Source organism: Jiangella ureilytica (assembly GCF_004348545.1).
GTDB lineage: Bacteria > Actinomycetota > Actinomycetes > Jiangellales > Jiangellaceae > Jiangella > Jiangella ureilytica.
Genome location: NZ_SMKL01000017.1, coordinates 11,837 through 26,089 on the forward strand (window position 1 = coordinate 11,837; position 14,253 = coordinate 26,089).

Annotated in this window: 14 protein-coding genes; 5 read left to right on the plus strand and 9 right to left on the minus strand. The window is 72.8% G+C overall.

Annotated features, from left to right (window positions below):
* Positions 1–26 precede the first annotated feature (26 nt).
* Complete coding sequence (locus tag E1212_RS09710; protein ID WP_131981755.1) at positions 27–947, plus strand: hypothetical protein; 921 nt, start codon at positions 27–29, stop codon at positions 945–947.
* On the opposite strand, the gene E1212_RS09715 is transcribed toward E1212_RS09710, so the two are convergent.
* Both E1212_RS09715 and E1212_RS09720 read right to left on the minus strand, forming a co-directional pair.
* Positions 931–1,626 (minus strand): class I SAM-dependent methyltransferase, encoded by a 696-nt coding sequence (locus E1212_RS09715; protein ID WP_131981757.1) that lies wholly within the window; start codon positions 1,624–1,626, stop codon positions 931–933. The genes E1212_RS09710 and E1212_RS09715 overlap by 17 nt on opposite strands.
* Before the next feature lie 227 nt (positions 1,627–1,853).
* Positions 1,854–2,765: a helix-turn-helix transcriptional regulator gene (locus tag E1212_RS09720; RefSeq protein ID WP_131981759.1), complete on the minus strand. Its 912-nt coding sequence runs from the start codon at positions 2,763–2,765 to the stop codon at positions 1,854–1,856.
* Between the two features lie 117 nt (positions 2,766–2,882).
* Here E1212_RS09720 and E1212_RS09725 point away from each other — a divergent pair, with 117 nt between their 5' ends.
* Positions 2,883–3,638, plus strand: coding sequence for an SDR family oxidoreductase (locus E1212_RS09725; protein ID WP_131981761.1), 756 nt, complete (start codon positions 2,883–2,885; stop codon positions 3,636–3,638).
* Between the two features lie 14 nt (positions 3,639–3,652).
* Here E1212_RS09725 and E1212_RS09730 read toward each other — a convergent pair whose 3' ends face one another.
* Positions 3,653–4,417 carry an IclR family transcriptional regulator gene (locus E1212_RS09730; protein ID WP_131981763.1) on the minus strand — a complete coding sequence of 255 codons (765 nt, stop codon included), beginning with the start codon at positions 4,415–4,417 and terminating at the stop codon, positions 3,653–3,655.
* 155 nt (positions 4,418–4,572) lie between these two features.
* A complete protein-coding gene (locus E1212_RS09735) occupies positions 4,573–4,776 on the minus strand; it encodes a hypothetical protein (protein ID WP_131981765.1) in 204 nt (67 codons plus the stop codon).
* Between the two features lie 121 nt (positions 4,777–4,897).
* Between E1212_RS09735 and E1212_RS09740 the strand changes: the two genes are divergently transcribed.
* The 3 genes from E1212_RS09740 (at position 4,898) to E1212_RS09750 (ending at position 7,625) form a co-directional block, all read left to right on the plus strand.
* Complete coding sequence (locus E1212_RS09740) at positions 4,898–5,674, plus strand: nicotianamine synthase family protein (protein ID WP_203416710.1); 777 nt, start codon at positions 4,898–4,900, stop codon at positions 5,672–5,674.
* 1 nt (position 5,675) lies between these two features.
* Entirely contained in the window at positions 5,676–6,941 is a 1,266-nt protein-coding gene (locus E1212_RS09745) for an ATP-grasp domain-containing protein (RefSeq protein WP_131981769.1), read from the plus strand.
* A 105-nt stretch (positions 6,942–7,046) separates the two neighbouring features.
* The gene (locus E1212_RS09750) at positions 7,047–7,625 is read left to right on the plus strand and encodes a dihydrofolate reductase family protein (protein WP_131981771.1); all 579 of its coding nucleotides are present in this window, start codon (positions 7,047–7,049) and stop codon (positions 7,623–7,625) included.
* Positions 7,626–7,775: 150 nt separating this feature from the next.
* Here the strand turns inward: E1212_RS09750 and E1212_RS09755 are convergent, their stop codons facing one another.
* From E1212_RS09755 to nhaA, 5 genes are all read right to left on the minus strand, one after another.
* Positions 7,776–9,197: an ATP-binding protein gene (locus tag E1212_RS09755; RefSeq protein ID WP_238992298.1), complete on the minus strand. Its 1,422-nt coding sequence runs from the start codon at positions 9,195–9,197 to the stop codon at positions 7,776–7,778.
* A complete protein-coding gene (locus E1212_RS09760) occupies positions 9,194–10,855 on the minus strand; it encodes an NAD(P)/FAD-dependent oxidoreductase (RefSeq protein WP_131981773.1) in 1,662 nt (553 codons plus the stop codon). The genes E1212_RS09755 and E1212_RS09760 overlap by 4 nt, the downstream gene beginning before the upstream one ends.
* 75 nt (positions 10,856–10,930) lie before the next feature.
* A complete protein-coding gene (locus tag E1212_RS09765; RefSeq protein WP_131981775.1) occupies positions 10,931–11,416 on the minus strand; it encodes a hypothetical protein in 486 nt (161 codons plus the stop codon).
* An 88-nt stretch (positions 11,417–11,504) separates the two neighbouring features.
* Complete coding sequence (locus E1212_RS09770; protein ID WP_131981777.1) at positions 11,505–12,305, minus strand: alpha/beta hydrolase; 801 nt, start codon at positions 12,303–12,305, stop codon at positions 11,505–11,507.
* A gap of 33 nt (positions 12,306–12,338) precedes the next feature.
* Positions 12,339–14,231, minus strand: coding sequence for a Na+/H+ antiporter NhaA (gene nhaA / locus E1212_RS09775; protein WP_131981779.1), 1,893 nt, complete (start codon positions 14,229–14,231; stop codon positions 12,339–12,341).
* Positions 14,232–14,253: the final 22 nt, after the last annotated feature.

Consider the following 14,253-nt stretch of genomic DNA (forward strand, 5'->3'; position numbering starts at 1 on the left):
GGGGCGGCGCGCGGGAGCATGGCGGTATGGATCTCACCGCTGCTTCCGCGTTCATGGCCGGGCACGCCCGCCAGCTCGACCGGCGACGGCTCGAGCTGCTGACCGGCACCGGCGACCGTCGCGCGACTCTCGCGGCCCTCGCCGGCTACCGCAATTCCGACGGCGGCTTCGGCTGGGGCCTCGAGCCGGACCTGCGCTCGCCGGAGAGCCAGCCGCCGGCCGCGCTGCACGCGTTCGAGGTGCTGGCCGAGACCGGTCCCGGCGACGGCGACCTGGCCGGCCCGCTGTGCGACTGGCTGGCGACGGTGACGCTGCCCGACGGCGGGCTGCCGTTCGCGCTGCCGGTCAGGGTGCCGGCCGGCACGTCGCGCTGGTGGATCGGCGCCGACCCGGCGGAGTCGTCGCTGCAGATCACCTCGGCCGTCGCCGGCCAGGCCCAGCGCGCCGCCCGGCTCGACCCCGTCGTCGCCGCGCACCCGTGGCTGGAGCGCGCCACCGACTTCTGCCTGCGGGCCATCGCCGCGACCGAGCGGCCGCGCGCCCACGAGCTGATGTTCTCACTGGTGTTCCTCGACGCCGTCCACGACAGCCGGCCCGAGGCCGCCGCGCAGCTGGAGCGGCTGGGTGCGCTGGTGCCGTCGGACGGCGGCATCCCCGTCGAGGGCGGCATCGAGGGCGAGGCGATGCACCTGCTCGACCTGTCGCCGGAGCCCGGCCGGCCGCTGCGCGCGCTGCTCGACCCCGCCGCCGTCGAGAAGGACCTCGACCGGCTGGAGGCGCTGCAGCAGGACGACGGCGGCTGGGTCGTCGACTTCGACTCGTCGTCGGCGGCCGGTGCGCTGGAGTGGCGCGGCTACCAGACGGTGTGGGCGATCCGGATCCTGCTCGCCCACGGCCGCCGCCCGGCCGCCGTCACCACCGCCTCCGCCGTCAGGCCGGACGCCTGATGCAGGTGTAGGCGCCGAACAGCCCGCCGTCGTCGTAGGAGACGTCGGCGATGTCGAAGCCGGCGTGGTCGAGCATGGGCTCGAGCAGCCAGCGGAACGTGCTGTGCTCGGTGCGCACGTGCTCGGCGTAGTCGGCGCCGGTGTAGCCCTGGGACGGGTCGTCGGCGCCGCCGGTCACCCAGCCGTCCATGATCTGCTCGGTCGACTCGGACGGGAAGTCGTAGATCAGGTCGCGCAGCCGGAGCACACCGCCCGGCCGCAGCACCCGTGCGATGCGGTGCAGCGCGACGACCTTCCAGAAATCGGGCAGCTGGTGCAGCGCGTGCCGGGTGTACACGGCGTCGGCGGGCTCGCCCACGTGGGCGTAGCCGAGGAAGCCGGCCTGCACCAGCTCCAGCGTGACGCCCTCGGCCTCGGCCCGCGACCGCAGGTACCCGAGCATCGCGGGCGAGACGTCGACGGCCACGACCCGGCGGAACCGGCGGGCGGCCGGTACGGCGAACTGGCCGGTGCCGGCGCCGAGGTCGACCACGGACTCGACGCCGTACGAGGCCAGCAGGTCCAGGTCCGGCGCCGGGTCGGGGTGGCCCTGCTTGCCGTCGAAGCCGGCGACGAACTCGGGGTCGAGGTGTTCCGGCCCGGCGTGGGCGGCCTCGTCGAGCATCCAGGACGGTGGCATGTGCCCGATGGTCACATGCGACCGCGGCCGGCCGCACCGGGATTTCCGGGCGGCCGGCCGCGGCCTGGGGGGCGCTTGCGCAGATGAGCGGCGGTCAGGACCCGCTGGTGATCTCGTTCAGCCGGTCGATGTGCTCCTGCGCGTTCTCCCGGGTGATCTGCGGGGAGTCGACGACGGGTGTCCGATCTCGTCGGTGCGGTTCAGGCCGGTGCCGGGTGAGCACGACGTCATCGAGCTGATCCGGACGACGTGACGTTCGTCGCCCGGGACGCGTCCGGCTCGGCTCCGGCCGGACCGGACGCGTTCGCGCCGCCGGGGGCGATGGTGCTGCTGAGCAGGGCGAGCGCCTGCTCGGACGGGCTGCCGGGCTCGGCGTGGTAGGCGATGACCAGCTGGCCGGGCGCGCTGGTGACGGCCAGCGTCTCGTAGTCGAGCGTGAGCTGGCCGACCATCGGGTGCCGGAACCGCTTCGTCCCGGAGACCTTCGCGCGGACGTCGTGGCGGGCCCAGAGCCGGCGGAACACGTCGCTCTTCAGTGACAGCTCGCCGACCAGCTCGGTGAGTCGCGGGTCGTCGAGGTCGGCGCCCGCCGCGGCGCGCAGGCTGGCGGCGGTGTCGACGGCGACCGCGTCCCAGTCGGGGTAGATGTCGCGGGCGGCGGGGTCGAGGAAGAACGCCCGGACCTGGTTGACGCCGGCCTGCAGGCAGGAGTTGAGCGCGGTGGCCAGCGGGTTGGCCGCCAGCACGTCGAGGTAGCGGCCGACGACCAGTGCCGGCGTGAACGTCCAGCTCTGGATCAGCCGCTCCGCGCCCGGGCTCACGCGCTCCGGCCGGGGCTGCGGGCGACGGCGGCGGCTCACCGGCCGGGCCAGCTCGCGCACGTGGGCCACGGCGTCGTCGTCGAGCCCGAGCACCCCGGCCAGGGCCTCGATGACCTGCTCGGACGGGTGCTTGTCGCGGCCCTGCTCGAGGCGGACGTAGTAGTCGGCGCTGACCCCGGCCAGCATCGCGACCTCTTCGCGGCGCAGTCCCGGCACCCGCCGGCGGCCGAACCCGTCGGGCAGCCCGACGTCGGCCGGCTGAGCCAGCTCGCGCCGCGCCCGCAGGTACTCGCCGAGCCGGTTGTCGCCGTCCGCCATGGTCCCGAGCCTAGGCGCTGCGCCGCCGGCCGTGGGTGGCCGTGCGACTCCCAGGGTCTGTTCTCCTGGTCGTCGGGGGAGCTGGTTGGGTTCCGCTTCCGGCCGCAGCCTGGGTGCATGACAACTTCCACCGAAGGACCCCTGACCGGCCGCGTCGCGGTCGTCACCGGAGCCACGAGCGGGATCGGCGGCGCCACGGCCCGCAGGCTGGCCGCCGACGGTGCCGCCGTCGCCGTGGTGGGCCGCCGCGAGGACCGGCTCAAGGCCCTCGCCACCGAGATCGGCGCCTTCGCGGTGCCGGTCGACATCACCGACCAGGACGCCGTCGCCGCCGCGGCCGGGATCGTCCGCGCCGAGCTGGGCCGCGTCGACCTCGTCGTCGCCAACGCAGGCGTCATGCTGGCCGCGCCGTTCGAGTCGGCCGACACCCGCGAGTGGGACCAGATGATCGGCACGAACATCACGGGGCTGCTGCACACCGGCCGCGCGTTCGCCGCCGACCTCATCGCCGCCGCAGCCGACGGTGGCGCGGCCGACCTGGTGCACGTCGGCTCCGTCGGCGGTCATCTGGTGTTCCCGCAGTACGCCGTCTACGGCGCCACCAAGGCGGCCGTGGCGCAGCTGACCCGGAACCTGCGGGCCGAGCTCGGCCCGCGCAAGGTCCGGGTCAAGAACGTCGAGCCCGGCTTCGTCGGCACCGAGCTCGGTGACGGCATGCAGCACGACGGCAACCGCGAGCGGCTGGTGCAGTGGCGCGAGTCGATGGAGATCCTGGTGTCCGAGGACATCGCCGACGTGATCGCCTACGCCGTCGCCGCTCCGCCGCGGGTCAACCTGGCCGAGCTGGTCGTCGTCCCCGTCGAGCAGGGCTGAGCGCTGCGAACGCGTCAGGACGTTCGGCTGGACGCCAGGCCTGCGATCGAATCGGCGGCCTGGCGCAACCGCGCGACCACCGTCTCCTCGGTCTCGTCGTGGACGCGGGCCACTGGGACGGCGCAGCTGAGCGCATCGTGCGGCGGCTCGGCCGTTCGCAACGCCACCGCGAAGCCCTTGATCCCCTCGCTGTTCTCCTCGTTGTCGACGGCGTATCCCCGCTCCCGCGTCAACGCCAGATCCGCCCGCAACTCCGCGAGATCGGTCTTCGTGTGCGGCGTCAGGCGAGTGAGCGGCTGGGAGAGATGCTCCCGCAGCCGGTCGTCGGGCAGCTCGGCGAGGATCGACTTGCCCAGCGCCGTCGTGAAGGCGGGCAGGTGCCGGCCGATGGCGGAGAACAGCCGCAGCGGGTGGACCGACTCGCGCTTGTCGAGGTAGACGATCGACGTGCCGTCGAGCCGGCCGAGGTGCACGGTCTCGCCGGTCTCGGCGGCCAGCTGGTCCAGCGCCGACGCCGCCAGTGCCACCAGGGTGTCGGACTCGACGTACGAGCGGCCGACCAAAAGCGCGTGCAGGCCGATGCGGAATCGCCCACTGGCCTCGTCGGACTCGATCCAGCCGCGGCCGGTCAGGGTCCAGAGCAGTGCGTGCAGCGTGCTCTTCGGAATGTCGAGCGTGCTCGACAGTTCCGCGAGCGTCTGCGGCCGTTCGCTGCGGGCCAGCAGTTCGACGACGTCCAGTGCGCGGTCCACCGAGCGCACGACCTTGGAACCGGGCACGGCACCCCCTCTCCCCGTCGGTTCGGACTCGTCGTGTCGTGGCGAAAGTTCGATCTTCGCAGATTTTCGCTGCCAAAGCGAACTTTTGTTCGTATCTGGGAATACCGGACACGACCCGGGCGCGATGACGTCGTGGACCGAGACGTTCGAGCGGCTCACGACACGTACAGCAGCACGATCGGCCGGCCGGCGGTCTTCCGCGCCTCGCTGGTCGACGCCGCCGCGACGTGCCCGCCGCCGTCGGCTACCGCCTCGAGCGCGTCGTCGGCCGGGCCTTCCGGCCGGCGACGGGGGACGACGCCGGCCCGCCTCCGCGGGCGCCCGGCGACCCTCCGGGTGATCTTCGCTCGTTCGGCCACGGCGGGGCGGTGAGATGTGGGACCATCGATCGCGATGAACATGAGTCTCACTAGCAACAAATTCGGTCAAACCGACCTGGCCGACCCCGGCCGGCCCACGGCCGAGGACATTACTGCGTCGGTGGGCGACGTGTACCGCGAACTGGCGAGCCGCGACGATCTTCGTCCCGGACTCGAGGTCGACGGCCTCTTCGACCGCCTGGTCCGGCTCGTTCTCACCGCTCCCGCCGAGACGGTGCCGGCGGTCCTCGACGACATCGAGATGCGGCACCTCGCCCCGCGGCTGCGCGCCCTGTGCGCCCGCGGCGAGGGCGAGCTCGAGCACGCCTGGGCGAACCGGATCGTCGCCGCCCGCTCGGCACGCGACGAACTGCTGAGGTTCCCGTACGCCGGCAACTACCGGCGGCTCAGCCGCATGGAGGTCGGCATGCTGGCGTCGGCGTTGCCGCCGAGGGTGCGGTCGCTGGCGTTCGTCGGCTCCGGCCCGCTGCCGCTGAGCTCGCTGTACCTCGCCGCCGAGCTCGAGGTCCACGTGGACAACTTCGACCGCGACCCGGTGGCGCTCGCGGCCGGCGCCCGGGTGGCGGCGGCGCTCGGCCACGACGCACTCTGCTTCCGCGAGGCCGACGTGCTGGACGCGGACCTGTCCGGCTACGACGTGGTCGTGCTGGCCGCGCTGGTCGGCGACACCCCCGAGGCGAAGCGGCGGATCCTCGGCCGGCTCGCGCGGACCATGCGGCCGGGCGCGATCCTGCTCGCCCGCAGCGCCCGCGGCCTGCGCACGCTGCTCTACCCGCCGATCGACCGGACCGCGCTCGACGGGTTCGAGCTCCTGACGGAGGTGCACCCGGTGAACGACGTCATCAACTCGGCGATCCTGGCCCGGGCAGGGGGCTGACGTGGCGACGCTACTCATGGTCGAGAGCTGGGTGCAGTCGACGGGGCTCGCGCTGCCGCCGCTGTTGCGTGAGCTGGGGCACGACTACATCCTGTTCACCAGGGATCCGGCGCTCTACCCGGACGTGGACGGCGAGCGGCACCCCGTCGTGCGCGACGCCGACGAGGTGGTCGTCGTCGACACCAACGACCGCGCGGCCATGACCGGCGCCGTCATCGGGATCGTCTGCCGGCGGCGCATCGACGGCGTGCTCACGACCTGCGACTATTACCTCGACGCGGTCGCAGAGCTGGCGAGGATGCTGGGGTTGGCCGGCGCGTCGCCGGACATCGTGCGCCGCGCGGTGCGCAAGGACGCGGTGCGGACGGTGCTGAAGCGGGCCGGGCTGCCCGGCCCGCGCTTCGCCGTCGCCGCCACCTGGGACGACGCGCAGGCCGGCGCGGCCGAGATCGGGTTCCCGCTGGTCGCGAAGCCGGTCGACCTCAACTCCGGCACGTCGGTGCAGCTGGTCACCGACGAGGCGGGGCTGAAGGACGCCTTCTACGAGGTCACCAGCGTCGAGCGGAACACCCGCGACCAGCCACTGGCGCGCCGGCTGCTGCTCGAGGAGGTCCTCACCGGGCCCGAGCTCAGCGTCGAGGCGGTCACCGTCGCCGGCGAGACGACGGTCCTCGGCATCACCGGCAAGAGCGTGACGCCCTCGTTCGTCGAGGCGGGGCACGTCTTCCCCGCACCGCTGCCCTCGCCCGTCGTCCGCGAGGTCGAGGCGCACGTCCGGGCCGCGCTGACGGCGATCGGCTACTCGCACGGGCTGAGCCACACGGAGCTGAAGCTGACGCCGTCGGGACCCCGGATCGTCGAGATCAACCCGCGGCAGGCCGGCGGCTACGTGTTCGACCTGGTCCACCGGGTGACCGGCGTGCACCCGCTGGAGCTGCTCGTCGCTCTCGCCTTGGGTCGCGGTCCGGGCGCCGACGTGACGACGACGGGGACGGCCGCGGTCGCGTTCGTGCTGTCCCCGGTCGACGGTGTTGTCACCGCCGTCGAGGGGTGCGAGACGCTGGACGCGAACCCGGCCGTCGAGCGCTGGCAGCTCGACGTGCCGGGAGCCGTGCGCCGTCCGCGCGACAACAACGACCGCGCCGGCCACGTCCTCGCCGTCGACCCGTCGGGCGACCGGGCGGGCGAGCTCGCCGCGGTCGCCGTCGCCTCCCTGCGGCTGCGCCTGGCCGACGGATCCGTGGTGACGCCGGCCCCCGTGGGCTGATCTGCGGCGGATCAACCCGCGAGAAGGTGTCGGATCGGGGCCACGCTGTTCGTAGCAGGGGTGAGCGGCGCCTACAGGGGCGTCCACCGTCCTGAGGAGAGCATCATGACCGCGACCTACACCTTCGACGTCTTCTCGAGCCTCGACGGCTTCGGCACCGCCGGCGGTGACTGGACCGGCTATTGGGGCAAGCAGGGGCCGGAGCTGCTCGGCCACCGCCTCGCCGTGTACGGCGACGAGCAGCGGATGGTCTTCGGCGCGACCACGTACCGGGCGTTCGCGCGGATGCTGGCCGAGAGCACCGAGGAGTCCGAGGTCCGCGATCCCTGGGTCACGCGGATGCGGAACCTCCCGACGACCGTGGTGTCGAACACCCTGCGGGGGCCGCTCGACTGGCCCGACGCCCAGGTCGCGAGCGGCGATGCCGTCGACGTCGTCGCCCGGCTCAAGGAGGAGTCGGGCGTGCCGTTGCGTTCGCACGGCAGCCTGTCGCTGAACCGGACGCTGATGGCCGCCGGCCTGGTCGACCGCGTCCAGGTGACGCTCTTCCCGGTGATCACGGGCCGGACCGGGACGGAGCCGGTCTTCGGCGGCGCGGCCGACTTCGACCTCGAGCTGATCGAGAGCCGGACCCTCGACGGCCACATCCAGGAGCTGGTCTACCGGCCCACCCTGCACGGCTGAGCCGGCCACGGCCTGACGAGTGGACCTGTGTTGCGGCCTCATGGACGGTTCCTGCCATCGAGGTTGCGGCAGGTCGGCGTCGCGTGGGACTTTCACCCGCTATGGCGGGGAGAAGTCCCTCCCGACGGACGCGGTCCGGGCCGCCGACGGTCAGGTGGCGGGGGACAGGGGGAGCCGCACGCTGAACGTCGTCCCTGAGGGGCTCGTCGTGTAGTCGATGGTGCCGCGGTGCCGCTTCTCGACGATGCGCTTGGCGTTGTCCAGACCCAGCCCGCTGCCCTCGCCCATGGGCTTGGTGGTGACGAACGCCTCGAACAGCCGGCCCTTGACCTCGTCGGGGACGCCGTGGCCGGTGTCGGTGACGTCGACGACGGCGTACTCGCCGTCGCGGTGGGTGCGAAGGGTCAGCGTGCCGTGGCCCTTCATGGCGTCGACGGCGTTGTCGATGAGGTTGGTCCACACCTGGTTGAGCTCGGCGGCGAAGGCGGGCACCGGCGGCAGCGAGGTGTCGTAGTCGCGCTTCACCTCGATCTCGCCGAGCTTGTGGCCCAGCATGACGAGGGTGCTGTCGATGCCCGGGTGCAGGTCGACCTCTTGATGGGCGGCCTGGTCGAGGTGGGTGTACTGCTTGATCGAGGCGACCAGCGTGGAGATGCGGTTCGACGCGTCCTCGATCTCGTCCATGAGCGCCTCGGTCTCGAGCGTGTAGCCGAGCCAGGCCAGCGCGGACGGCAGGTTCTCGCCGGTCTCGGCGGCGACGTCGTCGAAGAAGGTGGTGTCGAGGCCGGACGCGACGAAGACCGGGGCGACGTCGACGGCGTGGTCGAAGCCGAGGCCCTCGAGATGGTCGATCAGCTCGTCCTCGAGGTCGCTCTCCTGCAGCGGGCTGAGCGGGTCGCGCTTCTTCGCGGCGATCTCGACGGCGCGCTCCTGGATGCCGATGAGCCGGGCGATCATCGCAGGGTCGAGCGTGCCCGACGCGATCATGCCGAGCTTGCGCCGCATGTGCCCCACCCGGTCGCGCAGCTGCCCTGCCGCCCGGACGGTGGCGGCGGCGGGGTTGTTCAGCTCGTGCGCGAGGTTCGCCGACAGCGTGCCCAGCTGGGCCAGGTGCTCGCGCTGGCGCACCGTCGCCTCGGTGGTGCGGATGCCGAGGTAGAGCCCGTCGAACAGGTGCACCGCCATGGGGAACCACTTGCGCACGAACGCCGCGAAGGCGTCGGCGGGGAAGCGGAGGAACCGGCAGTCGGTGACGGCGTGCAGCGACGTCGGGTAGGCCGCCGCCTCGGCCGACGTGGCGAAGGCGCGGACGGCGCCGGCGTAGGCGCCGCGGTAGTCGGTCTCGTTGACGATGACCTCTTCACCGTCGGCGTGGCGGACCAGCCGCAGGGTCCCGTCGAGCAGCACCCAGAGCGCGACGGACGGCTCGCCGGCGCGGTAGATGGTGCTGCCCGCGGGGTACGCGCGCACCTCGCAGGCGGCGGCGACCTCGTCGAGCTGCTCCGAGGACATGCCTTCGAAGAGGAACAGCGTGCGCAGTTCCTCGACGTCGATGGGCGTACCGGTGGTCACGTCGCCTCCAGGTAGCGGTGCACCAGCGTGACGGCCATGGCGCCCTCGCCGACGGCGGACGCCACGCGCTTCACGGACTCCGCGCGCACGTCGCCGGCGACGAACACGCCCGGGACGCTGGACTCGAGGTGGTACGGGGTGCGGGTCAGCGGCCACTCGCGCGGCGGACGGCCGTCGGCGTCGAGCAGGGCGGGACCCGTCAAGAGGAAACCGCGTTCGTTGCGCGCGAATTCCGGGCCGAGCCACGACGTCGGCGGCTCGGCGCCGATGAACACGAACAGCCGGGTGGCGTTCAGGGTCTCGGTGCCGCCGCTCACGGTGTCGGTGACCACGATGCGCTCGAGCCGGCCGTCGCCCTGGGCGGCGGTGACCTCGGTGCAGGTGCGCACCTCGATGCGGGAGTCGGCCTCGATGCGCTCGACCAGGTACTCCGACATCCGCAGCCGCAGGTCGGGGCCGCGCACCAGCATGACGACGCGGTTGGCGTACTGGGCGAAGTGCAGCGCGGCCTGGCCGGCGGAGTTGGCCGCGCCGACGACGAAGACGTCCTCGCCCTTGCAGCCGGCCGCCTCGTGCGCGGACGCGCCGTAGTAGATGCCGCGTCCGGCGTAGTCGTCGGCGCCCTTGGCCGGCAGTTGCGACCACCAGACGCCGGTGGCGATGACGACGGCGTGCGCGGTGACCTCGTGGCCGTCGTCGAAGCGGACGACCCTGCCCTCGCCCTGGGCGACGACGTCGACGGCGGCGGCCGCGGTGAGCATCTCGACGTCGAAGCGGACCGCCTGGTCGCGGGCGCGCTGGGCCAGCTCGGCGCCGGACACGCCCTGCGGGAAGCCCAGGTAGTTCTCGATGAGACTGCTCCGCGCGGCCTGGCCGCCGACGCCGGCGCGGTCGACCAGCAGCGTGCGCAGGCCCTCGCTGGCGCCGTAGACCGCGGCGCCGAGGCCGGCCGGCCCGCTGCCGATGACCACGAGGTCGTAGAGCGGGCTGCCGGCGGTGGTGGCCAGGCCCAGCCGCTCGGCCACCTCGCGCAGCGGCGGCGAGGTGAGCACGACGCCGTCGGGCATGATGACCGCCGGCAGGGACTCGTCCGGGATGGCCGCCGTGTCCTGCAGCGCCGAGCCCTCGGGGCCGCGCAGGTGCCGGTACGGGACCTGGTTGCTGGTCAGGAACTCCTTGAGGTCCTGGGTCTCGGACGCCCACTGGTGACCCAGCAGCGTGACGCCCTCGAAGCCCGGCCGGCTGTCGCGCGCCCAGTTCTCGAGCAGTTCGTCGAGCACCGGGTAGAGGTGCTCCTCGGGCGGATCCCACGGCTTGACCAGGTAGTGGTCGAGGTCGATGTCGTTGACGGCGCGGATGGCGGCCTGGGTGTCGGCGTACGCCGTCAGCAGCACCCGCTTGGCCTGCGGCACGACGTCCATGGCCTGTTCGAGGAAGTCGATGCCGTTCATGCCGGGCATGCGGTAGTCGGCCAGGATCAGCGCCGTGGCCTCGCCGCGCAGCGTCAGCTCGCGCAGCACCTCGAGCGCGCCGGCCCCGGTCTCGGAGCGCACCACGCGGTGGTCCGACCCGTAGCGGCGGCGCAGGTCGCGGGCGATGGCCCGGCTCACCGCCGGGTCGTCCTCGACGGTCAGCAGCACAGGTCCCTGTCGTGGCACGTGCCCTCCATGAAGCGCCGAACGGTCGGTGCCCCAAGGGTACGGCGTCAGAGACCCTGTGCCGCTTCCGTCTCGTTACAACCGGAGCAGGTGGGAACCGAACCAGTACCATCCTGAGCTGCCGTACTGCAGCGTTCCGGGGAGGGAGACCGTTCCACCTGTGTCGTTCTGCAACGTCGAGTGCCGGGCGTAGACCCAGTCATACGACGGGGTGATGTGGTACTCGATGCAGTCCTTCCAGTAGTACCTGCCCTTGCGCAGGTCGTACTCGCGGGTGGCGCCGCCGATCTGGGTCCACCGGTAGCGGCCGGCGGCGAGATCGATCTTCCGCGTCGTGCAGGCCCGGGCGCCGTTGGGCGCGGGGAACCTCAGGTAGATCCGCCGCTGGTTGACGGCGACGCCGCCGGCTCGGGCTTCGGCGGTGGCCGGCGCGCCGACGGAGGCCGGGCTCTTCGCCGGACTCGGCTGCGGGCCGGCCTGGGCCGGCGCTGTGCCGAGGAGCGAGAGCCCGAGGACGCCGGCCACCAGGCTGAGCGCGAACGATCGGACGGACGGGCGCATCAGGCATTTCCTTCCCTTTGGAGTGCTGCTGCTCGAGACCGTAGGAGAGGCGCCTTTCACCTTGGTGTCAGTACTGCTTCACCCGACGTCAGGGGACGCGAGCCCCCAGCCAGGCGAGGACGTCGTCGGCGACGACCCGCCAGCCGCTGTCGATGCAGAGGCTGTGGCCGCGGTCGGGGTACTGCCGCAGCTCGGTGACGGCCGGGGACTTCCGGTACAGCCGCGCGGTGGTGCGGACGATCGCCGGCGCGACGGTGTGGTCCTCGCCGCCGAGCGTCAGCAGCAGCGGCCCGCGGGTGGCGTTGCGGACGTCGACCTTCGCCGGCGACGATCGGCTGACGTTGGCGAACGCGGCCTCGAACAGCGGACGGCCGGGCGACGGGATCGCCCAGCGCTCGTACAGCTCGTCGGACTCCTGCTCGGTGAGCGCGTTGCCGAAGCCGTACCGGAACTGCGCGCGGGTCAGGGCGACGGCGCCCTTGCGGTGGGCCGGGTTGCGCAGCGCGATCGAGGCCACCCGCAGCGACGACGGCGGCAGGTACATGACGCCCTTGATCGGCGCCGGGTCGACGGCGACCGCCGCGGCGCCGAGGTTCTCGCCGAGCAGCCGCTGCACGATCAGGCCGCCGAACGAGTGACCGACGAGGATCGGCGGCCGGTCCAGCTCGCGGATCAGGCCGGCGTAGTGGCCGACGACGGCGTCGATGCCGAACCCGGCGACCCGGCCGGGGTCGGCGCGGGTCTCCTCGGGCGTCGGCGAATCGCCCGGCCAGCCGGGGGCCCGCGGGTCGTAGCCGGCCTCGCGGAACAGCTCGACCCACGGGTCCCACGAGTCGGCGTGCAGCCACAGGCCGTGGACGAAGACGACGGGACGTCGATCGGTGGTCACGGGGTCCTCCTCGGGATGGTGGCGATACGCCGATCATCTGCCCGGATCGTCGTCCTGGGACCGAGTCACACGCATGGTGTTCGCGGCGGCGAGCTCGCGGGTGATGGCCGCGCGCAGCGACTCGAGGTCGTACGCGCCGTGGTGGCGCTGTCCGTTGACGAAGAACGTGGGCGTGCCGGCGACACCGCTCTGCTCCGCGCTCTCGACGTCGCGGGTGACGCGCAGCGCGAAGTGCCGCGACGAGAGGTCGCGCGCGAACCGGTCGGCATCGAGGCCCAGGTCGGTGGCATAGCCCAGCAGGTCCTCGTGGGTGAGCGCGTCCTGGCGGGTGAGCAGCAGGTCGTGCAGCTCCCAGAACCGGCCCTGCTTGCCGGCGGCCTCGGCGGCCTCGGCGGCGAGCTGGGCGTGCTCGTGCACGTCGGTGAGCGGCAGGTGCCGGAACACGAACGTGAGGTCGTCACCGAAGGCCTGTGTCAGCTCGCGCAGCACCGGCTCGGCCCGGCCGCAGTAGGGACACTCGAAGTCGCCGTACTCGACGAGGGTGACCTTGCCGTCGACGGGGCCGCGGATGTGGTCGACCTCGGGGTCGACAGGGTCGGCGAGGTCGACGATCGGTGCGGCCAGCCCTGCCTGCCCGGCTGCCCGCGCCCGCTGCGGCAGCCGGCCGATGACCCGGAACACCAGCAGCGAGAGCAGCGTGGCGATCAGCGACGCCGCCAGGATGCCGAGCTTGGCGTCGTCGAGCTCGCGCCCGTCGAACGCGATGCCGGCGATGAGCAGCGAGACGGTGAACCCGACGCCGCCGATGGTCCCGGCGCCGATGAGCTGCGGCCAAGGCACCGTCAGCGGGAACCCGAACCGGCTCACCAGCCAGGTCATACCGACGATGCCGACCGGCTTGCCGACCACCAGCCCGAGCACGATGCCGAGCGTGATCGGCGACGTCGCCGCCTCGCGCAGCACGTCGCCGTTGATGACCATGCCGGCGTTGGCCAGCGCGAACACCGGGACGATGAGGTAGTTGGTCCACGGATGGAACAGGTGCTGCAGCCGCTCGTTCGGCGAGATCGCGGTCGCGAGCGTCCGGCTGGCGGTCCGCGCGTACTCCGGCACCGGCTGCTCGCGGAACAGCCGCCACACCGCGCCGACCCGCTCCAGGTCCTCGCGCGACGGCGGGAAGGCCGACGCGATCAGGCCCAGCGCGATGCCGGCCAGCGTCGCGTGCACCCCGGAGACGAGCGTGGCCAGCCAGATGCCGGTGCCGACCAGGAAGTACGGCACGCCGTGGCGGACGCCGGCGTGCTTGAGCACCAGCACGACACCGAACAGGGCGACGGCGACGGCGAGCGCGGCCAGCGACACGTCGTCGGAGTAGGCGATCGCGATGATGGTCAGCGCCATGACGTCGTCGACGATCACCGCCGTCAGCACGAACGTCCGGGTCCGCGGCGTCGCGCGTTCGCCGGCCAGCGCCAGCACGCCCAGCGCGAACGCGGTGTCGGTGCCCATGGCGATGGCCCAGCCGTGGACGGCCGAGTCGCCGGCGTTGACGGCCAGGTAGAGCAGCGCCGGTACGGCCATGCCGCCGAGCGCCGCCAGCACCGGCGTGGCGACCCGCCGGCGTTCACGCAGCTCACCCATGTCGAACTCGCGCCGGACCTCGAGCCCGACCACGAAGAAGAACAGCGCCATCAGCCCGTCGTTGGCCCAGTGCCGCAGGTCGAGCGACAGCTCCGCGCCGCCCAGCCGGAGCGCGAACTCGGTGTGCCAGAACTCCTCATAGGTGTCCGACCACGGCGAGTTCGCCCAGGCCAGCGCCACGACGGTGGCGGCCAGCAGCACCACCGCGCCGGAGCTCTGCGTCGCGATGAACTCGCGGATCGGCGACGCCAGGCGGCGCGACCGTGGCGTCTGCCCGGTGGCCATGCCGCGATCCTAGGTGCGCTAC